Source organism: Streptomyces sp. NPDC002536 (assembly GCF_053594995.1).
Genome location: NZ_JBSFWU010000023.1, coordinates 55,101 through 76,978 on the forward strand (window position 1 = coordinate 55,101; position 21,878 = coordinate 76,978).

The window sequence follows — 21,878 nt, forward strand, 5'->3', positions numbered from 1 at the left end:
TCAGCCCTTGGGGCGATAGTTGGCGGACTCGACGGGCACCTGGATCTTGATGGGTGCCGACGTGGCGAAGTGCAGCGTGAATTCGATCTTCTCGCCTTCCTTCGGCTTGTGCGCGAGCTTGCCGAGCATCAGGTGCGTACCGCCGCGCGACAGCGTGAGCTCGCCCTTCGAGGGCACCTCCAGCTCCTCGGCGTGCTTCATCTGCGAGCCCTCGGTGGTGTGCAGGGTGACGTCCTGCGAGAGCGGGCTGGTGACCTTGGTGAGCGTGTCGGCCTTGCCGCCGTCGTTCTTCACGGTGAAGTACGCGGCCGCCATGTCGTCCATGGCGGGCTGCGGCATATAGGCGCCGCTCACGGACAGTTCGGCCTTCTGCGACGCCTTCTTCTCCGCATCGCAGCCGGTGACCGCGATGAGCCCTCCGGCGAGCAGCAGCGGAAGGGCGACGGCGGTGGCGACGGTGGTCCTGCGCATTACGGGTTCTCCCCCTTGACGATCTTCGGGAGATCCTGGGCGTACTGGTCGGAGGTGGTGGACGAGGTGTAGATCCAGTGGGCCGCGTCGTCCTTCGGCGAGAAGCCGACGACCTCGGCGCCGTGGCTGACGGTGATCGAGCCGTCCTTCTCCTTCTTCGGCTTCTCCACCAGGATGCCGAGCGGCTTGGCGGCGGCCTGGATGGTGTCGAAGTCACCGGTCAGGCCGACGATGTTCTGACCGCCCTGTGCGTCGAGCCACTCGCGCATGCGCTTGGGGGTGTCGCGCTCGGGGTCGGTGGTGACGAAGACGACCTGGAGCTTCTCCTGGTCCTCCTTGGACAGCTTCTTCGTCGCGGCTGCTATGTCGGAGACGACCGTCGAGCAGACGTCGGGGCAGTAGGTGTAGCCGAAGTAGAGCAGGACCGGACGGCCCTTCGTCTCCTTGAGCAGCTCGTACTTCTTGTCCGACGTGTCCGTCAGGACTAGGTCCGGCTTGTCCTTCGGGGTGTCGAGCGTGATGGCCGCCTTCTTGGTCTGCTCGGCGGAGACATCGGCGACGGGCTTGTCGCTCTTGTCGGACGAGCCGCCGCAGGCGGTCAGGGTGAGCGCGGCGGCCATGGCCAGGGCCGCGCCCAGGATCTTGGTGCGCATGAGTTCTTCCCGGGTTCGGCCGGGCGGGCCCATCGTGGGCCCGCCCGGCGTGGGGCGGACGACTGTGCGGGTCAGGAGGCGTCGGCGGACTGGCGACGGCGGCCGGCGAACACGCCGTAGGCGACACCGGCGGCGCCGAGGGCTATGCCGGCGGCGCCGAGGGCGCGGGCGGTGGTGTCCGAGCCGGAGCCGGACTTCTCGGTGGCGGCGGCCTGGTCGTCCTTGCCCTTGTCCGCAGAGCCCGCGGCGGCGCCGGCCTTGTCGACGAGCTTGAGCACCGGGGCCGGGTGCTCCGGCTCCTGGCCGCCCGGCTTGGAGGCGTCGATCCAGCGCACCACGTCGTCGTCGGAGTAGGTCTGGAGCGCCTTGAAGGTCAGCTGGTCGGCGTCCTTGGGCAGCGGGCCGACCGACAGCGGGAACTGCTGGAACTGGCCCGGGTCGATCTTGCCGCCGGACCAAGTGATCTTGGTGACGGCCTCGTTGACGGTCCCGTCGTCCGTCTGCAGCGGCTTGTCGAGCTTCGACTTCTCGACCTTGATGTCCCAGCCCGGCACGGGCTGCGGCATCACCGAGGCGAGCGGGTGCTGCGGGTCGAGCGTGAGCTCCAGCTTGACCGTCGAGGCGTTGTCCTTCTCGTTCGGCACCTTGAGGGCGATGGTGCCGTAACCGCCCTTCTCGGCCGTGCCCGGCTGCACGCTCACGTGTGCGAAGGCGGGGGCGGCGAGCAGCAGCACGCTGCCCGCGGCGACACCGGCGGCGAGGGGGAGACGGCGGCGGAGCCGGGAGACGGCAGAGGTTGCGTTCATGGGATGACACTCCACAGGCAGGAGGGACGAGAGAGGCGTTCGGCGCGCGTGCGGCAGCAGCGCGGACGCCCTCCCGTCGTAATGCCGGAGTGCGCCGCGTCGTCAGGCCGCGAGGGCGAAGCGCGGCGGTCCCCGCCTGATCACGACATGCTGGAGCTCCGGCTCGCGGGCCGGACGCTCGTCGTCCCCGTGTGCGTGCCGGACGGACGGCACCTCCTGTGCACCGGCAGCCGGGTGCACCAGTGACGCCACGAGCACCAGTGCGGCGCGCAGCGACCGTATGAGCGCCGCCTCCGCAACGCCCTGCGCCCCCTGGGCCGACAGCTCCAGCGCCTTCCACAGCGCGGCCTCGCCGCGGCGCAGCACCCAGCCCAGGGCCAGGGCCGCGAGGAGGTGGCCGAGCAGCATCGGGAGGGAGGAGGGGAAGACGTGCGCGAGGAGGTCGCAGGGGCCGGCATCGGCCGCGGTCCCCATGGACATCCCGTCCATCGGCGCCGCCCCCGGGACATGGGCCGCGGGGTCGAACCCGGCGTCGGTGATGACCTGGCGCGCCTGGGCGGCGGTCATCCGGTGCGGCTGGTTGCACACCAGCTGCGCCGCGAAGTCGATCAACCGTCCGTCGGATCCGGCCTGTTGCCGGACCGCCTCGGCGCCCTGCTGCCCGAGCCCGAACAGCGCGTGCAGCGCGAGCTGGCCCACGGCCAGCAGGGCCGCTATCCCCGGCAGCGAGCGCTCCCGGCCGGCCAGCGGCACGGCCACCGCGAAGACGGCCGCGAAGCCTGCGCCCAGCGTCCACAGCGGCACGCTCGCGCAGGAGGCCAGCGCGTGCCCGCCCGCGGACAGCAGAACACAGACCGCGGTGAACACCGCGGCCCGTATCAGTCGCAGATCCGCGCCGGCGCGCGCGACGGGGTGAGGCATGGCTGCGACATCATCCCACCGCGACCGCCCCCCGCCCACGGCGGGTGTCCGGATTTCCACCGTGGCCGTCCGGATCCTCCTCATCGGCGCCATACACCGCGGGGCCGCCTCCGCACATCGGCCGAATGAGCGGACTCACACACCCGGCAGGCTTACGGACGGCCGGTCGCGGCTATACGTATCGGTATGTCGAGCCGCAGCCAGGAGGCTGAGCATGAGCATTTGGTGGTCACTCCACTTGCGGCGCGAGGCTGCGAGCGTTCCGCTCGCCAGGCGCCTGCTGATCGGTGCCATGGAGACGGCCGGAGTCGATCCCGATACGTCCTACGACCTCGCCGTAGCGCTGAGCGAGGCCTGTGCCAACGCCGTCGAGCACGGCGGTGACTCCTCCGCCGGCTACCGCGTCACCGCTCTGATCGACGGGGACACCTGCCGCATCGAGGTCACCGACTCGGGCCCCGGCTTCGCCGGCGGCCCCCGTTCCGAGTCCCGCCCCCATCCGGCGTGTCACCCCCGCCCGCAGACCCCGGTCTCCGTCCAGGACGAAAACGGCCGGGGTCTCTTCCTGATCGCCTCCCTCACCGATCACGTCCGTGTCCGCAACCGCCCCGGGCGCCAGGGGGCGGTGGTCAGCTTCGACAAGATCCTCAAGTGGAGAGACGGCGGCCCGCCGGCGGCCGCGCTGTTGCAGGCTTCCTGACCGGGGTGCCCCACTCCCCGAGGAAGTCGATCTCCGGGGCGATCCGGATCCCGGTGCGCTGCCGGGTGCGCCGGGCGACGATCCGGATGGCCTCGGCGAACCCCCCGGCGCTCGCCCCGGCGTCGGCCACCAGCGTGTAGTGCAACGAGGAGACGCGCACTCCGTCGACGACCGGGCTGTTGAGCGCGAAGCCCGCCCGGCGGATCAGCCAGCTCGAACTGACCCGGGACGAACCGTCCGGGAAGCGGTTCACCGGCGCGCCCTGTGCCTGCAGGCGTGCCGCCTGGGCCGGAGTGACCTCGGGGCTGAAGAACACGCTGCCGACGGACCGGCGGTCGGTCTCGCACCGCTCCAGCACCATGCCCTTGCGCGTGCGGACGGCCAGGACCGCCCGGGCCGCCTCGGCCGGCGGAACCCTGCTGCCCGTCGGCACGCCGAGCTCCTCGGCGACCGCGGGATAGCCGACCGGCGGCCCGAGGGCGGACCGCCGGAGGGCGAGGACCAGGGTCAGCAGGGTCCAGCGCCGTGAGCCCTTGAAGACGCTGGTGCGATGGCCCAGTCCGCACTGCGCGGCGGTCAGTGTGACGCTGCGGTGCAGCGCCCAGTCCCAGGCCGTCACCCGGACGAGCGTGTCGGAGACCTCCTGGCCGTAGGCGCCCACGTTCTGGACCGGGGTGGCCCCCGTGGTGCCGGGGATGCCCGCGAGCATCTCCATGCCGGTCAGTCCCTCGGCGACGGTGGCGTCCACCAGACCGGCGAGGGGGTGGCCCGCCTGGACCTCGACCAGGACCCGGCCGTCGGCCGTCTCCCCGGTGAGGCGCAGCCCCCGCGTGTTCAGCCGCAGGACGGGCGTCGCGCAGCCCGCGTCGCTGACCAGGACGTTGCTGCCTGCTCCCAGGCAGACCGGCCCGTCGCTGGCGGCAACGGCGGGGCCGGCGAACGCGGCGAACTCCGGGAAGTCCGCGAGGTCCTGCAGGTCGACGAAGTCCGCGGCCGGTCCTCCGACCCCCAGCGTCGTCATCGGGGCGAGCGGTATCCGGTGCGTGACGCGCATGGGTCTCGGTTCTCCTCGCTCTCTCCCCGGTACCCCGTCGTGCGGGGCGCCCGGGCTCACACCGGGAGCGCGTCGGCGCGCTCCACGATGGCGTGGGCCGTCACGCTGTCGTGCTGTGTGAACCTCCGGCGCAGGGACGCGAGCCGGATCCGGGCGCGCTGCGACGTGATCCTCTCGGCCAGTGACAGCGCTTCCCCGGCGGCCGCGGCCGCACCGTCGACCTCGTTCCGTGCCAGCCGGGCCTCGGCCAGCGATGCACTGTGCAGCAGCCGGTTGAGCGGCTGGCTGCTGCCGAGCATGCCGATGCCGCGGACCAGGTGGGGCTCCGCGCGGTCGGGGCGGCCCAGTTCCAGCCAGGCCCGTCCGGCGTCGGCCACCATGACCGCGGGCGTCAGCCAGTACGCCCAGGGCGCGGCGGGACCGGGCCCGTCGCCGTCGCAGAGGGCGGCCGCCGTGTCCAGGACCCTCTGGCAGGCCTCCGCGTCACCGAGGGCGGCGTGGGCGCGGGCCTCGCGGGTGGCCAGCAGCGCCTGTTCGATCCCGGTGCCCTCCCTGCCCGCGCCCTTGCGCGCGATGCGGATGAGGCGCAGCGCCTCCTCCCCGCGGCCGTCCCACACGGCGCGGTAGCTCATGCAGGAGATGACGTAGGCGGCCAGGGGGCGGTCGCCGGCGACGCGGGCCGCCGTCAGGGCGGTGAGGAAGCAGGAGTGGCTCTGCTGCGTCATCCCCAGGTCGGCGGCCAGCCAGCCGGCGAGCTGGCCGAGTTCGGCGATGACGCGGTGCAGCTCCGCCCCGGTCGCCGCGTCGTAGGAGTACTCGGTGGTCAGGGTCCGTGCCCAGCGCAGGTCCTCGAGGGCCCAGTCCATCACCAGCCTGGTGGTGAACGCATCGTCGTCGAGGCGGCGCAGTTGCCGGACCCGGTCGGTCAGCGCCTCCACCGCCATGGCGGGGAGTTCCTCGCCCGCCGGCCGCACCGGCGGTTCCGCGTGGTCGGCCACCAGCCAGTCCACCGCGGCGGTGACGAGTCCGTTGCCGGGGGACGTCCGCTCCGAGGCATCCGGGGTCCGTTGGGCGGGGATGCGCCGGAGCGGGTCCGGGGAGACCTGGTGATCGGGCCACAGCGCCTCGACGGTGACGGGTTCGCCGAGACGGTCGGACAGGATCTTGGCCACCACCTGCGGCAGTTGGCGGCGCGGCCGTGACCCCTTCAGCCAGTTGTAGGGGGCCTTGCTGCTGATGGTCCCGGAGCCGCACCTCCGGTTGATCTCGCTGGCCAGGCGCTCGGGCGACCAGGCCAGTCTGGTCAGGCAGAAGGCCAGGAACGACGCCTCGCTCATCGACGGTGACCTCCCGTTGCCATGCCGATGCCATGCCGATGTTCTTCCGGGCCATTCCTGGTGCCCGACGGAACGAATCTACGAGACTAGTCACAGGTGTTGAGCATGTTGTGCAAGTGCACATTGGGGTGACGTGGCCGGGCGCAGCAGCGACCAGTAGAGGACCGTCCCGACGGCCAGTACGAGGACGGCGAAGAGGAACGGCGCGTCGAACGACCCGGTCGTCTCGGCGAGCCATCCCGTGAACAGCACGCCGCACGCCGTGGCCGCCGTGTTGGCGAAGTTCATCAGCCCGCTGACCGTTCCCACCGACCCGGCCGGTGCGAGGAGTCCGGGCAGGCTCCAGGCGACCGGTGCGGCGACGGCCAGGCCGCCGAGCGAGACGGACATCCAGAAGACCGCGGCGGCCGGCGTCGCGGCGGATCCCGCGGCGCCGATCGAGGCACCGAGCACCATCCCTGCGGTCAGCACGTACCGGCGGACCAGCATCGGCTGCCGGCCGCGGCGTACGAGCCGGTCCACCAGCCAGCCGCCGAAGACCAGTTCGGCCGCCGTGGCCACGCCCCAGGGGACCATCGCGTACAGGCCCGAGTGCAGCAGCCGGAGCCCGAACTCCCGCTGGAGGAACTCGGGCATCCAGGTCAGGACCACGTTGATGGTGTAGCCGTAACAGGCGAACCCGGCGGCCATGGTCCAGTTCACGCGGGAGCGCAGCACGGGCCGGAGCCGTTCCCTGCGCCCCGGCTCGCCGTCGCGTGCCCCGCCCCGGAGGATGAAGTCCCGCTCGTCCCCGCCCAGCCGGGCGTGCTCCGAGGGGTCCCGGTAGCCCCACCACCACAGCACGGTGAACAGCAGGCTGAGCACGGAACTGAAGAGGAACCCCGCGCGCCACCCCCACGTGCTCATCACGAACGCCAGGACCGGGAAGGCCACCATGTTGGCCACCTTGGTGGCCCCGTCGAACAGGGCTGTCGCCATGCTGCGTTCACCGACCGGGAACCACGCGGCCGTCGCCTTGGCCGCGCCGACCATCGACGGCCCCTCGGCCACCCCGAGCAGCAGCCGGGCGGCGATGACGAGACCGAGCCCGCTCGCCATGGCCGTCAGCAGACTGGCGACGGCCCACAGTAAGGAGGCGATACGGGTGAGGCGCGAAACGCCGAAACGGTCGACCAGGGCGCCCGCGGGCAGTTGCACAAGACAGTACGACCACGTGAATGCGGCGAGCACGACGCCCAGTTGACCGAGGCCGAGGTCGAATTCCCGCGCGATCGAGGATCCGGCCACCGACAACGCCGTCCTGTCCATGAAGTTGACGAAGATGCCGCCGGCGATGAGCCCGCCGATACCCCAGCGCGTCCAGCCATGTTGTTTCACAGGGAACCCGTCTCCTTTGCCTACCACGGTCGTCCGCCGTGCGACAGCGACCTTCTCCCGCTCTCCAGTCCTTCCCGGCGCGCCCCTCCGGTCATCACGCGCCCATTGGTTGCTGACCACACTGACCAAGCTGACCCGTGCGGTGTCTTCATGCATGATCACCGATGCGCTGGAGTGGAGGGCACCAGTTGACGCACGGAGAGAGGTGCGGGTCATGCCTGCTCATGCGGACGAGAAGCACAGTGACGACACCCTTGCCCACCTGCCCGGTCTTCCGGAATTCGATCCGGCGGACCAGGTGGAGAGCGCCATCATCAGCAGGCTCGCGGGGAATTGGCACCGCCGTGCCGCGGTCAAGCGCGACGAGCCCGACGTGGACGCCCTCTTCGATCCCGGCCGCCCGGATTTCCGCGAGGACATGGTCCCCTTCCGGGGCCACGACATCTGGGACACCCTTTCCGAGGAGACCCGCTCCCGGCTGCTGAGCTGGGGCTGGGTCGCCTACAACCGCAATACGGTGCTCATCGAGCAGCGCGTGGCGAATCCGGCGTTCGAGCTGGTGCTGGAAGGCGAGTTCCCCGTCCTCGCCGGACCGGACCTGGAGACGGCCATTGCGCAGGCGATGGTCGACGAGAACTACCACTCGCTGATGCACATGAACGGCAGTGCGGTGACGAGGCGGAAGCGCGGACAGGCCTTCTCGGACCGGGTGCTGCCCGAATCGCACATCACCAGGATCCACTCGGAACACCGGGCCCTGTGCACCGAGCAATGGCAACGCAGCCTGACGACACTCGCGTTCGCCACGGTCGCCGAGATATCGATCAACGCCTATCTGGATCTCCTCGCCGACGACACGGAAATCCAGGTCCTCAACTCGACGACGGTGAAACTGCACAACCGCGACGAGTACTGCCACGCGTCGATCTCCGCCGAAATGGCCAAGCGGGTGTACGAGGTGCTGCGGCCCGCAGAGCGCCGGTTCTTCCTCGACAAGACGGTGGCCGGGATGGAGGCCTTCGTCGCCCCCGACTTCGCGACCTGGGAGGCGATCGTGGAGTTCGAGGGCGTCAAGGGATGGGAGAGGGCCGCCGCGGACGTCCGCGCCGCCCAGGGGGGCACCCACCTCGTGCAGGACCACTCCGGTCTGCACCGGCTGCTGTCCGAGATGGACGCCCTCGACCAGGTCGACTTCGACTGGGGGTTCGCGGACAGGGGCGCACGTGCGTGACATCGGACTGCGCCCCGAGGCCGTCGGTCCCCGGGACGTCTTCAGCTTTCTCAAGAATCTCGACCTCGACTGCGACGTCAATCCGTGCACGGGGTCGGCGGGCCCGGCCGATCCGGCCCGGATCTCGGACCCGGAGGCATTCCACGCGTACGTCCGGCGGCTCGGACTGTGCGCGGCACTCGCCGACGTCCTGGACATCGGTGAACACGAGGCCCTCAGCAGCCTGGTGCTCCACGACACCGTCGTGGGCGGGGACACCGGTGCGCTGACGGAACTGGTCTCCGCCTACCACAACGCCCGTCCGCTCCGGCTCGACGAGGCCGTGCACATCGCGTGCTGGCCCCATGTATCCGGCGCATACGTGGTGTTCATCAAAATCAACCACCTCGTCGCCGACCTTCCCGACGCCATCCACCTGTTCCGCCAGCTCCGCGGCTACCTGCTCGGCCCCCGCGGCGAGGAGGGCTGCCCCGAACACGGAGAGCGGACGGGCAGCCGGTACCGCGGACACCGCGCAGCGCTCCTCCGCTATGCCGAGGAGCCGGCGGCGGACGTCGAAGAGGTGGAACGGGCGCTCGGGCCGGTGCCCGTGCCGGACCGCAAGGGAATTCCGACGATCTCCGCATCCACCGGACGGTGGCTGCCGCTGCGCGAGGGCATCACCTTCAACGCATTCCTCAGCGAGGTCACCGCTGTTCTGCAGCGTCACGTGTCCGGTGACCTCGTGCTGCAATACCCCTTCTCCCGGCGGAGTTTCAACGGCGAGCCGGGTTACTTCGGAGAAATCCGCCCCCTGGTCGTCAGGAGCCGTTCCACGGACCCCGGTGCGCCTGCATACACACCCGAGTACTTCCGCGAAACGAGGCGCTTCCACGAATCGCTGGGGCGCTTCACGATGTCCGATCTCCCCTCGTTCGCCGCGGCGTTCGCGAGAGGACGGATGCCGCGCATCGTCGTGTCCGACACCACGTTCATGCGGCCGGACCCGGCCGAGTGGCGCTGGGTTCCGGTGCACAGTGCCAGGACGTTCGAGGACCTGAAGTTCCTCATCGACCGCGGCTGGCCCGGCCCGCCGCTGCTGCGGCTGCAGTACAAGCGCAAGTTCCTGACCCCCGAGACCGTGACGACCCTGCTCGACGACATCGAGCAGCGGATTGGAGCCCAGTGGAACTCTCGAGCCTGCTGACGGACCTCTTCCTGCGCCACCGGGACCGTACGGCCATGGAGACGGCCGGCCGCACCTGGACCTACGCGGCACTCGACCGGCTGACCCGGTCGGTCGCCGCATACATCGACCGGCGCTGTGCGGCCGGGCGCCGGGTGCTGATCGTCGGCGAGCACTCGGCCGAGGCGGTGGTCTGGGCCCTGGCCGCCATGCGCAGCAGCGCCCTGTACACCCCCATGAACCCGGAGCTCCCGGCCGAGCGCATGGCCGAGTCCGTCCTGGCGGCCCGCCCCGGCCTGGTGGTCTGCTTCGACCGCGAGACCGTGGTGAAGCTGGAGGGCACCGGCGTCGCCGTGGTGTACGCGGGGGACGTCGGCCGGCCCGACGACGCCCCGGACCACGAGCCCCGCGGATCGGCAGTGGCCTACTCGATCTTCACGTCCGGCTCGACGGGAGCACCCAAGCTCGTCAACGTCGGCCATTCCGGCCTGCTCAACCTGTGCCGCTCGCTCCGGCGACGGCTCGACATCGCGCCGGGCGAGCGGCTCGTGCAGTTCGCGTCGCTCTCGTTCGACGCCTCCGTATCCGAGCTGCTGGGCGCCCTGTACGCGGGAGCGACGCTGGTCGTCCCCGTGCGGACCAAGGGATCCTGGCTCGGCTCGGTGTCGCATCACATCGCCGCGCACGGCTGCGACCTGATCATGCTGGCCCCCTCGGTCTACGGGCGGCTGGAGGACGCGGCGCGACGGCGGATCCGGAAGATCGAGTTCTCCGGAGAGGCCCTGAGCGAGGTCGAGTTCGCCCGGGCGATCGCCCACAGCCGGGTGTTCAACGCCTACGGCCCGACCGAGGCCACCGTATGCTTCTCCATCGCCGAGCTGACGTCCTTCTCCACGACCATCGGCAGGCCGATCGACGGATTCGAGGCCCGCATCCACGACCCGGGCACGGACACGTATCCCGCCTCCGGCGAGGGCGAGTTGGTGATCCTCGGCGACGGTGTCGCGCTCGGCTACGAAGGCGGCCGCGAGGACGACCGGCCGGTGTTCCGCACCGTGGAGGGAGTCCGGGCCTACCACACGGGCGACCGCGTCGCCCTGGCCGACGGGGAGCTGACCTACCTCGGCCGCATCGACGAGCAGATCAAGCGGCTGGGGCACCGGATCGACCTCGCCCACCTGGAGGCCCGGCTGTCCGCGCGGCTCGACCGCCGCGTGGCGCTGCTGCAGCTCGGGGACGAGCTCGTGCTGGCGGACACCGCCGGGGACGGCACGGCCGGCTCCCTCATGTCCGCGCTCCGGGAGACCCTGCCGGCCTGGGAGGTGCCGGACCGCATCGTGTGCGTCCCCGCCCTCCCCCTGAGCACCAGCGGAAAGCTGGACAGGAACGCCCTGCGGAGCCGGCTGGCGGAGGAGAGCGGGGACACGGCGCCCGGTGGCGCCGAGGCCGCCCGGGCCGCGCAGCAGGCCGTCATGGACGTGGTGACCGCCGTCCTGGGCCACGGGATCGAGCCGGAGGCCTCGCTCTTCGACGCGGGCGGCAGCTCCCTGGCGATGATGCGCATCCAGGTGCGGCTGACCGAGCTGTACGGGGAGGAGCAGGTGGAGGCCGCCTTCGACGCCATGGACTACGACTTCACCGTCGCAGGATTCCTCCGTCACCTCCGCGGCGAACAGCCCGTGCGGGCCGCTTCGGCGGCCGAGTCCGTCGCGCAGCGGGTCGGCGAGGAGCTGGACCGGCTGCGGAGCGAACTCCCCGTCCTGCACGGCCGCTTGCGGACTCCCGGTGCGCAGGAGGGCGCCGTGCTGGTGACCGGTGTCTCGGGATTCGTGGGCGGTTACGTCCTCGACCGGCTCCTCGCGGGGCCGCGGCCGGTCCTCGTGGTGACCACGGGCGAGGGCGGACGCGTCCTGGAGGCGCACCGGGCGAGGTTCGGCCGCGGCACCGCGGACTACGGCCCGGTGCGCACCCTCACCTATGCCGAGCTGGAGAAGGCCGTCGAGGGCGGGGTGCAGGACGGGCCCGTCGTCGACGCGGTGGTGCACTGCGGCTACGAGGTCAACCATCTGCTCCCGCTGGAACGGCACATGGCGTCCAGCGTGCGCAACACCGTGCTGCTCGTGCGCGCGGCGGCGGCATACGGCGCCCGGTCCTTCGCGTTCCTGTCCGCGGGCTCGTCGGGCGAGACCTTCGTGCCGTTCGGCGCCGAGGCCCTGAGCGCCATCGCCGACCCGTACTCGCAGTCGAAGTTCGTCTGCGAGACGTACGTGGACACGCTGCGGGACCTCGGGTGCGAGGTCGACCACTACCGGATCGGTCTCATCTACGGACACCGGGACAACGAGCGGGCGTTCCTCGCGAACGACTGGTTCACCGAACTGCTCCAGATCTCCCAGAAGTTGGGGACCATGCCGCGACTCGGCGGGTACATACCGGTCTGCGGCGTGCAGGAGCTCGCCCGGACCGTCCTGTCCGGCGTCGAGGGCGGGGGCCACGGCCGGACGGTCGTCGTCCACCGCACCTACGAGCTCCCCGAACTCCTCGGCCTCCTCGGCCTCGGCACGTCCGACGTGCTGGAGGTGGCCGACTGGCTGGAGCTGGTCCGCACGAGCCCGGACACCGACCCGCGGGTGGTCGCCGCCCTGCAGGGCGCGCTGGGCGGGCAGGGCTGGCGGACGCCGTCGCACGAGGTGGAGCGCGACATCCTCGCCGACCTCGTCGGCCTGCTGCCGAAGACCGCACCGGCCGGGGTCTGACGGCCCCGTACCGGCATCCGCCAGAGAACGGAGCCCGCTCCCATGCAGTACTCGTTGCGCCAGGACGTCGTCGTCGAGCCGGCGATCGGCGGCTGGTACGCCTGGTCCTACCTGCTTCCGCCGCACACCCTCGCGCGGTTCGTGCACAACCGCTTCCTCCCCATCGTCGAGTCCTACCTCGAGGACCCGGACGTGCACGCCGCGGCCGTCCGGCAGCCGAAGATGCACGGCGGGCCGTGGGTGCACGCCCACCGGCACCACGGCACGATCAAGGCCTGGTTCGAGGAGACCCGCGGCCGCTACGGCCCGCTCCTGGAGCTGTTCGACGCGATCGAGCAGCTGGAGGAGGTCATCCTGCCCGAGTACACCGGGGGTTCGCTGGACACGGTGTACGAACGCCTCCCCGCCGCCCTGTCCGGACGGGTGGAGGTGTTCTACGGCCGGGACAACCGCACCCCGGACTACCGGTTCATCGAGCCGCTGATGTACGCGTCGCACTACTACGACACCTCCCTGCAGCAAGTGCGCTTCGGCAGGATCACCCAGGACGCCCGCGAGTTCGCCCTGACCACCCCGGTGCTGGAGTACGAGCCGGACCAGCTGGTCGTCGACGTCCCCCTCGCCTCGCCCCTCCTCGACGCCCTGTTCCGCGGCGAACTGACCGAGGGCGAACTGGACGGCATCGCCGCGGATCTGGGGCTGACGGGGCAGCGGGCCGAGCGGTTCCGCTCGTACTTCGAGCCGACCCCGCAGCCTGCGCCGGCACCGGACGGCGACGTGATGGAGTACGTCGGCCACGCCTCGGTGTTCGCGCGTCACCGGGGGACCACCTTCCTCGTCGACCCGGTCCTGAGCCACACCGGCTACGAGGGCGCGACACCCGGCCGGTTCACCTACGCCGACCTTCCCGAGCGGCTCGACTACGTCCTGATCACCCACAACCACCAGGACCACATGCTGTTCGAGACCCTGCTCCGGATCCGCCACCGGGTGGGCACGGTCCTGGTCCCCAAGTCGTCGAACGCCTCCCTGGTCGATCCCGGCCTCGCCCGGATCCTCAGGACCCTGGGCTTCGCCGATGTCGTCGAGCTGGACGACATGGACACCCTGCAGTGCGGTCCGGCCGGGGTCACGGCGCTGCCGTTCCTCGGCGAGCACGGCGACCTGCGCATCCGCACCAAGGCCGGCTGGCTGCTGCGGTTCGGCGGCCGCACGGTGCTGTTCGCCGCCGACTCCACCAACATCTCCCCGACGATGTACGCGAAGGTCGCCGAACACACGGGCAGGGTCGACACGGTCTTCATCGGGATGGAGAGCATCGGCGCCGCCGCCAGCTGGATCTACGGGCCGCTGTTCGCCACTCCCCTGGACCGCCGCTCCGACCAGAGCCGGCGGCTGAACGGCTCCGACTTCGCGCAGGGCAGGGAGATCGTCGACGCGCTCGACCCCGGCGAGGTCTACGTCTACGCCATGGGCCTGGAGCCGTGGCTGGGCAGTCTGATGGCCATCGACTACGACGAGAGCCACCCCGCGATCGTCGACAGCGACCGGCTGGTCGAGTACGCGCGGAGCAAGGGGCATACCGCCAAGCGCCTCTATCTCCGGGAGACGCTGCGCCTGTGAGCGCCACCAGTGCTGCGGCCCGACACCGTTCCCACCCCGAAGAGGTGCTCACACCATGCGTACGCTCCTGATCGACAACTACGACTCCTTCACCTACAACCTGTTCCAGTACATCGGGGAGGTCTACGGCCGGCCGCCGGTGGTCGTGCGGCACGACGCGGACTGGTCGCAGATCTCCCTCGCGGACTTCGACGCGATCATCGTCTCCCCGGGACCCGGACGCCCGGACCGCGAACGGGACTTCGGCATCAGCCGGCGCGCCATTCTGGAGAGCGGACTGCCGGTGCTCGGCGTGTGCCTCGGCCACCAGGGCATGGCCCAGCTGTTCGGCGGGACCGTGGAGCACGCCCCGAGCCCGATGCACGGCCGGATCTCCGAGGTGCGGCACACGGGCATCGACGTGTTCCGGGGCCTGCCCTCGCCGCTGACGGTCGTGCGGTACCACTCGCTGGCCGTCAGCGCGCTCCCCGACGAGCTGGAGGCGACCGCCTGGACCGACGACGGCGTGGTCATGGGGCTCCGGCACCGTGAAAGGCCTTTGTGGGGCGTGCAGTTCCACCCCGAGTCGATCGGCAGCGAGTACGGCAGGGAACTGCTCGCGAACTTCCGCGACCTCGCCCTGTCGGCCACCGCCGCCCACGAGGTCCACGTGCGCCGGGTGGAGGTGCTGCCGGACACCGAGCTGGCGTACGAGACGCTCTTCGCGGGCTCGCGGACCGCGTTCTGGCTGGACAGCAGCGCCGTCCTGGACGGGCTCTCGCGGTTCTCCTTCCTCGGCGACGGCATGGGCCCGCTGGCCGAGTACCTGACCTATTCCGTCACCGACCGGACCGTGACGGTGGAGAAGGCCGGCGGTCCGGCGGAGACGGTCGACCGGCCGTTCTTCGACTACCTGGAGGAACAGCTCCGCAGCCGGCGCATCCCGGTGCCGGAGGGACTGCCCTTCGAGTTCAACCTGGGGTACGTGGGCTACCTCGGCTACGAGCTCAAGGCCGAGACGACCGGTGAGGCCGCCTACCGGTCGGACACCCCGGACGCCGCCCTGCTGTTCGCCGACCGCATGGTCGCCGTGGACCACCAGGAACGCTGCTGCTACCTGCTCGCGCTCGGCGTGCGCGGGGACGACGCGGCGCCGCGGGCCTGGCTGGAGCACACGGCGGACCGGCTGGTCCGGCTCACGGAACGGACGGCTCCCGCCGGGACGTCCGCCGGGCTCACGGGCACCCCCCGGGGCGACGGCTTCGGCGTCTCCGCCCGGGCCCGGCACGACAAGGACGCCTACCTCAAGCGCATCGACGAATGCCTCGCGGAGATCCGCAACGGCGAGTCCTACGAGATATGCCTGACCAACACGGTCACCCTCCCCGCCCCCGACGCCGCACCGCTCCCGACCTACGCCCGCCTGCGGCGGATCAGCCCCGTCCCCTACGGCGCCCTGCTGGAGTTCCCGGGCATGGCCGTGCTCAGCGCCTCCCCGGAGCGCTTCCTGACGGTCGGCGCGGACGGCGGCGTGGAGTCCAAGCCGATCAAGGGGACCCGCCCGCGCGGCCGCACCGCCGAGGAGGACGCGGCCCTCCGCGAGGACCTGTCCACCAGGGAGAAGGACCGCGCCGAGAACCTGATGATCGTGGACCTGCTGCGCAACGACCTCAACACGGTCTGCGAGGTCGGCTCCGTCCACGTGCCCAAGCTGTTCGACGTCGAGACCTACGCCCCCGTGCACCAGCTCGTCTCGACCGTCCGCGGGACGCTGCGCGCGGGGACGACGGCGGTCGGCTGCGTACGTGCCGCATTTCCCGGGGGCTCGATGACGGGCGCGCCGAAGAAACGCACGATGGAGATCATCGACCGGCTGGAGGACGGCCCGCGCGGCGTGTACTCCGGGGCGCTCGGCTGGTTCTCGCTGAGCGGCGCGGCCGACCTCAACATCGTGATCCGCACCCTGGTGCTGAGGCCGGGCACGGCCGAATTCGGCGTCGGCGGCGCCATCGTGGCGCTGTCCGACCCCGCGGAGGAGTTCACGGAGACCCAGGTCAAGGCGCGTGCCCTGGTGATGGCGCTCGACGGGGCGGACGCGTTCGCATGAGCACGCTGCAACGCTGTGTCGTGGCGGGCGGCGGCGGTGCCGTCGGGGCGATGTTCACGGAGCTGCTCCGCTCCACGGGCGCCGAGGTCTGCGTCGTGGAGACCGCTCCGCCCCCGGCGGGCACCGGCTCCCGCGGAGTGTCCTGGCTGACCGCGGACATCACCGTGCCGGGGAGCGAGGTCCGCGGGCACGTCGCTGCGGCGGACCTGGTGCTGCTGGCGGTCCCGGAACCCGTCGCGCTGGCGGCCGCCCGGCCGCTGGCCGCCCTGATGCGCCCCGGTGCGGTGCTCGTGGACACACTCTCGGTGAAGAGCCGGATGCTCTCCGAACTGGCCTGCTGTCCGGCCTGGATCGGGAAGCTGGGGATCAACCCGATGTTCGCGCCGTCGCTGGGCATGGCCGGGCGGCCGGTCGCCGCCGTCACCGTGCAGGACGGTCCCGGCGTGACCGCGTTCCTGGGGCTGATCGAGGAGTGGGGCGGAAGGCCGCTGCGGCTCTCCCCGGACGAGCACGACCGGATCACGGCCGCGACGCAGGCCCTGACGCACGCGACGGTCCTGGGGTTCGGCCTCGCACTCGCGGAACTGCCGGTCGGCATCGACCGGTTGACGGCAGCGGCACCGCCGCCGCACACCCTGCTCCTCGCGCTGCTCGCCCGGATGACCGGCGGCAGCCCGGAGGTCTACTGGGACATCCAGCGGGCCAACCCCCATGCCGCACAGGCCCGTGACGCCCTGGCGCGGGGGCTGCGGCAGCTGGCCGATCTCGTGGACGGCGGGAGTCCTGCGGATCTCTCGGCCGCCTTCGGCCGGATCCGGGACCTCCTGGGCCCGGAGGCGCAGCTCCACCGGGAGTACTGCGAGCAGGCCTTCACGGCGCTCCACGCGACGAAAACCACAACAGAAAGCGGTGCAAAGCGGCATGACGGAACGTCAACCGGAGAGTGAACTGCAGGACCTGCGGGCCGAACTCGACGGCATCGACGCGGTGTTCCTCGACGCATTGCGACAGCGCATCGAGTGCTGCGTCCGGATCGCACGGCACAAGGCCGAGCACGACGTCCCGATGATGCAGCCGGGCCGGATCGGGCTGGTCAAGGACCGGGCCGCCCGCTACGGCGAGGCGCACGGCATCGACACCTCCTTCCTGCACCGGCTCTACGACGTGATCATCGCCGAGACGTGCAGGGTCGAGGACATCGTGATCGAGAACGCCAAACACGTGTGACGGGGGAGAGATGACCGAGACAACCCTGACGCAGCCGACGGCGCTGCAACAGCCGGACTGGCCGGACCGGGAGACGCTCGCCCGGGTCGAGGGCGAACTGGCCGACCTGCCGGCCCTGACCACGGAGGACGAGGTCGCCGACCTGGCCCGCGGCATGGCCCTGGCCGCCGAGGGCGCGGCCCTGGTGCTGCAGGGCGGGGACTGCGCGGAGATGTTCGACGACGCCGTGCCCGAGCTCGTCCGCCAGAAGGTGGACCACCTGCAGGGCCTGGCCGCGATCATGCGGGCCAGCGCCCGGCTGCCGACCGTGACCATCGGCCGGCTCGCGGGCCAGTACGGCAAACCGCGGTCCTCGCCCTACGAACTGACCGCGACCGGCGAACGCGTACCGAGCTACCGCGGGGACGCGGTGAACGACGCGGCCCCCGACCTCTGGCGCCGGCTGCCCGATCCGCGCCGGCTGATCACCGCCTACAACTGCGCGTCCCTCGTCCTCGGCGAGCTCCGCCGCTCGTGGTCGGGCAGGCCACTGCTGGAGCGCGTCTACGCCTCGCACGAGCTCCTGCTGATGCCGTACGAACACCCGCTGACGCGTGAGGGCGTGCGGGGCAGCTACGCCGGCTCGGCCCACTTCGGCTGGATCGGCGAGCGCACCCGCGCCCTCGACGGGGCCCATCTCGCCTTCGCCCGCGGGGTGAACAACCCCGTCGGTGTGAAGATCGGTCCCTCGGTGTCCCCCGGAGAGGCCGCCCGCCTGGCCGAGGTGCTGAACCCCGAGCGGATTCCCGGGCGGCTGACGTTCATCGTGCGCGCCGGGGCCCGCGAGGCGGACCGGGTGCTGCCGCCCGTCGTGGCGGAAGTGGCCGGGCGGGGCGTGCCGGTGGTCTGGATGTGCGACCCCATGCACGGCAACGGCCACACCTCCGCCGGCTTCAAGACGAGGTCGGTGACGGCGGTCCTGGAGGAGGTCACCTCGTTCGTGCGGGTGCTCCGGGCCCACGGCCAGTGGCCCGCGGGCCTGCACCTTGAGCTGACCCCGGACCCGGTGACCGAGTGCGTGTCCGGGCGGCCGGATCCGGAGCCGTTCACGGACTACCGTTCCAGCTGCGACCCGCGGCTGAACGCCGAGCAGTCCGCCGAGGTGGTCTCGCGGTTCCTGGCCCTTCTCTGACACCGGCTCTCCGACACCGTCGGCGAGCAGGACCGCGGAACGCCGGGCGGGGCGACAAGCCCCGCCCGGCGTTCGTGCGTCACGCGGCGTCCGCGCTCTGCGTCACGAGGAGTTCGCCGGCCCGGTCCGGCTGCTTCCGCAGCCGGTGCACCGCCTGCGCCACACCCCCCGCGACGGCGGCGAGCGCCACCAGCGCGGCGCTGACCCACAGCGGCGAGCGGTAGCCGAGGCCGCCGTCGAGGGCGAGGGCGCCGATGGACGGCCCGACCGCGGCGCCCACGTTGAGGGCGGCCGTGGCGAACCCGCCGGCCAGGGTGGGGGCTTCACTGCCCGCGTAGAGCGCCTGGGTGATCAGCGTGGATCCGACGCCGAACGACAGGGTGCCCTGGACGAAGACGAGGACGAAGGCGGCCACCGGGTTTCCGGCCGTCAGCGCGAAGACGACCCAGCCGACGAGCAGGGCCGCACCCCCGGCCAGCAGGACCTGCCGGGCCCGCGTGTCGGCCAGCCGGCCGCCGGCGGTGACACCGGCGAACGACCCCAGTCCGAAGAGGGCGAGCATGGCCGGCACCCATGTGTCCGCGAAACCGGTGACGTTGGTGAACAGCGGTGCGAGGTAGGTGAAGCTGCAGAACGTCGCGCCGTTGACGAGAGCGCCCAGCAGCAGGGTCACCAGCAGCCGCGGGCGGCGCAGCGCCCGCAGCTCCCGGCGCGCGCTGGGAACCGCGGCGTCGGGGGCGTCGTCCGGCACCGAGCGCAGCACGGCGAAGACGGCCGGCACCGACAGGACGACCACGGCCCAGAACGCCGAGCGCCACCCCCAGAACTGGCCGAGCAGGGCGCCGCCCGGAACGCCCACGACGCAGGCGAGGGTCACTCCGCCGAGCAGGGTCGAGGTGGCCCGGCCCTTGGCGTTCGGCCCGGCCATGGCGGCCGCGGTCGCCACGGCGACGGCCAGGAAGCCGGCGTTGGCCAGGGCGCCCACGACCCGGGTGACCAGCAGGATCCCGAAGTCGGTGGTCAGTGCACCGGCGACGTGCACGACGAGGAAGACGATCAGGAAGGACAGCAGGGCGCGGCGCTTCGGCCAGCGCATGCTCAGCATGGCCATCAGCGGGGCACCGATGATCATTCCCACGGCGAATGCCGAGGTCAGTGTGCCGGCCGTACCGATGGAGACACCCAGGTTCTCTGCGATGTCCTCCACGAGACCGGACAGCATGAACTCGGACATCCCCTGGGCGAAGACCGCCAGTCCGAGCACGTATACAGCGAGTGGCATCAAAGCTCCGTAACCACAACACGGGTGGGAAGGTGAGCGGCGGCACGGCGCAGCGGCACCCGGAGGGCGGGAGCGGGAAGAGACAAGGACCGTCCGGCCGGGCGCGCAGGGGCGTACCGCACGAAGAAAGGGAGGACCCGTCTGCGCCCATCGATGTCATGTCGATGACGCACGGAACGGGTTCAACACAGCCCGCACTACGGTGATCCGGTGGCGTAAGCAGACAGCGCAGCCCCTCTGCGGCCCCGGGGGCGGCAGAGTCTCACTGCGATACGGCACGAACAGCCACCGGACGACCGGTGGCTAGCGTCTGGACGCCTCGGGGCTGGACATAGGTGCAGCGTAAACACATCGGGCACGGCAAGTCCACCGGTTTACCGGCCCGTTCACGGGTCACGCGCGCCGGACGCACGGGAGCCGCGGCCCGCTCGTGCGGACCGCGGCTCCCGGGAGGTGAGGCAGAGGTGAGGAAGGGCGTCAGCCCTTGAGGCCCGCCATCCACGCCTCGACGTCCGCGGAGGTGCGCGGCAGCGCGGCGGAGAGGTTCCGGTTGCCGTCCTCGGTGACGAGGATGTCGTCCTCGATGCGGACGCCGATGCCGCGGTACTCCGCCGGCACGGTCAGGTCGTCGGCCTGGAAGTACAGGCCGGGCTCGACGGTGAGGACCATGCCGGGCTCCAGGACGCCGTCGACGTAGGTCTCGGTGCGGGCGACCGCGCAGTCGTGGACGTCCAGGCCGAGCATGTGGCCGGTGCCGTGGAGGGTCCAGCGGCGCTGCAGGCCGAGCTCCAGGGCGCGCTCGACCGGGCCCTCCAACAGGCCCCACTCGATGAGCTTCGCGGCGAGGACGCGCTGGGCGGCGTCGTGGAAGTCGCGGTACTTGGCGCCGGGGCGGACGGCCGCGATACCGGCCTCCTGGGCCTCGTATACGGCGTCGTAGACCGCGCGCTGCAGCTCGCTGTAGGTGCCGTTGATCGGCAGGGTGCGGGTGACGTCCGCGGTGTAGAGGGTGCGGGTCTCCACGCCGGCGTCCAGGAGCAGCAGGTCGCCGGAGCGGACCGGGCCGTCGTTGCGCACCCAGTGCAGGGTGGTGGCGTGCGGGCCGGCGGCGCAGATGGAGCCGTAGCCTATGTCGTTGCCCTCGACGCGGGCACGCAGGAAGAACGTTCCTTCGATGTACCGCTCGCTGGTGGCCTCGGCCTTGTCGAGGACCTTCACGACGTCCTCGAAGCCGCGCACCGTGGAGTCGACGGCCTTCTGCAGCTCGGCTATCTCGAAGGCGTCCTTGACCAGGCGCTGCTCGCTGACGAAGACGCGCAGCGCCTCGTCGCGCTCGGCGGTGACCTTGTCGGTCAGGGCCGCCTCGATGCCGGCGTCGTGGCCGCGGACGACGCGGACGGGGCCGGTGGCCTCGCGCAGCGCGTCGGCGAGCTCGCGCACGTCGCGGGCGGGGATGCCGAGCAGCTGCTCGGCCTCGGTGAGGCTGTGCCGGCGGCCGACCCAGAGCTCGCCCTGGCCGTCCAGCCAGAACTCGCCGTTCTCGCGGTCGGAGCGGGGCAGCAGGTAGACCGTCGCCTCGTGGCCCTCGCCGGCCGTCGGCTCCAGGACCAGGACGCCGTCCTCGGTCTGGTCGCCGGTGAGGTACACGTACTCGGTCGAGGCGCGGAAGCTGTACTCGGTGTCGTTCGAGCGGGTCCTCAGGTTGCCCGCCGGGATCACCAGGCGCTCGCCGGGGAACCGCGCGGACAGCTCGGCGCGGCGCTTCGCGGTCTCCGCAGCCTGGGCTATGGGCTCCAGGTCGCGCAGTTCGGTGTCGGCCCAGCCGGACTTCATGTTGGCGGCAAGCTCGTCGGAGACGGCCGGGTAGAGGCCGTTCTTCCGCTGCTTGATCGGCTCGTCACCTTCGGGGTTCTCGGGCGCGGGCTGCTCGGTCACTGCATTTCCTCCTCGAACGGGGCCGCGTTCCATCGTATGTGTGGCGGAAAGCGGACGAGGAGGGCTGTGCTCCATCGGGTGAC

18 protein-coding genes are annotated in these 21,878 nt (G+C 71.5%); 9 read left to right on the forward strand and 9 right to left on the reverse strand.

Going from position 1 to position 21,878, the window contains the following annotated elements; all coding sequences use genetic code 11:
• The 4 genes from ACWD4B_RS11520 to ACWD4B_RS11535 form a co-directional block, all read right to left on the reverse strand.
• Complete coding sequence (locus ACWD4B_RS11520; protein ID WP_451420551.1) at positions 1 to 471, reverse strand: copper chaperone PCu(A)C; 471 nt, start codon at positions 469 to 471, stop codon at positions 1 to 3.
• Entirely contained in the window at positions 471 to 1,124 is a 654-nt protein-coding gene (locus ACWD4B_RS11525; RefSeq protein WP_336410372.1) for an SCO family protein, read from the reverse strand. Before ACWD4B_RS11525 ends, ACWD4B_RS11520 begins: the two co-directional genes overlap by 1 nt.
• 71 nt (positions 1,125 to 1,195) lie before the next feature.
• Positions 1,196 to 1,930: a YcnI family copper-binding membrane protein gene (locus tag ACWD4B_RS11530; RefSeq protein ID WP_451420552.1), complete on the reverse strand. Its 735-nt coding sequence runs from the start codon at positions 1,928 to 1,930 to the stop codon at positions 1,196 to 1,198.
• Between the two features lie 102 nt (positions 1,931 to 2,032).
• Positions 2,033 to 2,851 carry a hypothetical protein gene (locus tag ACWD4B_RS11535; RefSeq protein ID WP_451420553.1) on the reverse strand — a complete coding sequence of 273 codons (819 nt, stop codon included), beginning with the start codon at positions 2,849 to 2,851 and terminating at the stop codon, positions 2,033 to 2,035.
• 214 nt (positions 2,852 to 3,065) lie between these two features.
• On the opposite strand from ACWD4B_RS11535, the gene ACWD4B_RS11540 reads away from it, so the two are divergent.
• Entirely contained in the window at positions 3,066 to 3,551 is a 486-nt protein-coding gene (locus ACWD4B_RS11540) for an ATP-binding protein (RefSeq protein ID WP_336410375.1), read from the forward strand.
• Here the strand turns inward: ACWD4B_RS11540 and ACWD4B_RS11545 are convergent.
• From ACWD4B_RS11545 to ACWD4B_RS11555, 3 genes are all read right to left on the reverse strand, one after another.
• Complete coding sequence (locus ACWD4B_RS11545) at positions 3,499 to 4,605, reverse strand: UDP-N-acetylmuramate dehydrogenase (protein WP_451420554.1); 1,107 nt, start codon at positions 4,603 to 4,605, stop codon at positions 3,499 to 3,501. The two genes, ACWD4B_RS11540 and ACWD4B_RS11545, sit on opposite strands and share 53 nt — an antisense overlap.
• Before the next feature lie 56 nt (positions 4,606 to 4,661).
• Positions 4,662 to 5,942, reverse strand: a complete 1,281-nt coding sequence (locus ACWD4B_RS11550) for a hypothetical protein (RefSeq protein ID WP_451420555.1) — start codon at positions 5,940 to 5,942, stop codon at positions 4,662 to 4,664.
• Positions 5,943 to 6,032: 90 nt separating this feature from the next.
• On the reverse strand, positions 6,033 to 7,319 hold the full coding sequence (locus ACWD4B_RS11555; protein ID WP_451420556.1) for an MFS transporter: 1,287 nt from the start codon (positions 7,317 to 7,319) through the stop codon (positions 6,033 to 6,035).
• 214 nt (positions 7,320 to 7,533) lie between these two features.
• On the opposite strand from ACWD4B_RS11555, the gene ACWD4B_RS11560 reads away from it, so the two are divergent.
• From ACWD4B_RS11560 to ACWD4B_RS11595, 8 genes are read left to right on the forward strand one after another with little or no spacing between them, the layout of a single operon-like run.
• Positions 7,534 to 8,550 (forward strand): AurF N-oxygenase family protein, encoded by a 1,017-nt coding sequence (locus ACWD4B_RS11560; RefSeq protein ID WP_451420557.1) that lies wholly within the window; start codon positions 7,534 to 7,536, stop codon positions 8,548 to 8,550.
• On the forward strand, positions 8,543 to 9,736 hold the full coding sequence (locus ACWD4B_RS11565; protein ID WP_451420558.1) for a hypothetical protein: 1,194 nt from the start codon (positions 8,543 to 8,545) through the stop codon (positions 9,734 to 9,736). The genes ACWD4B_RS11560 and ACWD4B_RS11565 overlap by 8 nt, the downstream gene beginning before the upstream one ends.
• Positions 9,715 to 12,471 (forward strand): AMP-binding protein, encoded by a 2,757-nt coding sequence (locus ACWD4B_RS11570; RefSeq protein WP_451420559.1) that lies wholly within the window; start codon positions 9,715 to 9,717, stop codon positions 12,469 to 12,471. Before ACWD4B_RS11565 ends, ACWD4B_RS11570 begins: the two co-directional genes overlap by 22 nt.
• Before the next feature lie 42 nt (positions 12,472 to 12,513).
• Complete coding sequence (locus tag ACWD4B_RS11575) at positions 12,514 to 14,094, forward strand: MBL fold metallo-hydrolase (RefSeq protein WP_451420560.1); 1,581 nt, start codon at positions 12,514 to 12,516, stop codon at positions 14,092 to 14,094.
• A 55-nt stretch (positions 14,095 to 14,149) separates the two neighbouring features.
• Positions 14,150 to 16,180, forward strand: coding sequence for an aminodeoxychorismate synthase component I (gene pabB / locus ACWD4B_RS11580; RefSeq protein ID WP_451420561.1), 2,031 nt, complete (start codon positions 14,150 to 14,152; stop codon positions 16,178 to 16,180).
• Positions 16,177 to 17,127, forward strand: a complete 951-nt coding sequence (locus tag ACWD4B_RS11585) for a prephenate dehydrogenase dimerization domain-containing protein (protein WP_451420562.1) — start codon at positions 16,177 to 16,179, stop codon at positions 17,125 to 17,127. The genes pabB and ACWD4B_RS11585 overlap by 4 nt, the downstream gene beginning before the upstream one ends.
• On the forward strand, positions 17,102 to 17,407 hold the full coding sequence (locus tag ACWD4B_RS11590) for a chorismate mutase family protein (RefSeq protein ID WP_451420563.1): 306 nt from the start codon (positions 17,102 to 17,104) through the stop codon (positions 17,405 to 17,407). The genes ACWD4B_RS11585 and ACWD4B_RS11590 overlap by 26 nt, the downstream gene beginning before the upstream one ends.
• Positions 17,408 to 17,417: 10 nt before the next feature.
• Entirely contained in the window at positions 17,418 to 18,578 is a 1,161-nt protein-coding gene (locus tag ACWD4B_RS11595) for a 3-deoxy-7-phosphoheptulonate synthase (RefSeq protein WP_451420564.1), read from the forward strand.
• A gap of 79 nt (positions 18,579 to 18,657) precedes the next feature.
• On the opposite strand, the gene ACWD4B_RS11600 is transcribed toward ACWD4B_RS11595, so the two are convergent.
• Both ACWD4B_RS11600 and ACWD4B_RS11605 read right to left on the reverse strand, forming a co-directional pair.
• Entirely contained in the window at positions 18,658 to 19,860 is a 1,203-nt protein-coding gene (locus tag ACWD4B_RS11600) for a Cmx/CmrA family chloramphenicol efflux MFS transporter (RefSeq protein ID WP_451420565.1), read from the reverse strand.
• A 477-nt stretch (positions 19,861 to 20,337) separates the two neighbouring features.
• Positions 20,338 to 21,795: an aminopeptidase P family protein gene (locus tag ACWD4B_RS11605; RefSeq protein WP_451420566.1), complete on the reverse strand. Its 1,458-nt coding sequence runs from the start codon at positions 21,793 to 21,795 to the stop codon at positions 20,338 to 20,340.
• Positions 21,796 to 21,878 lie beyond the last annotated feature (83 nt).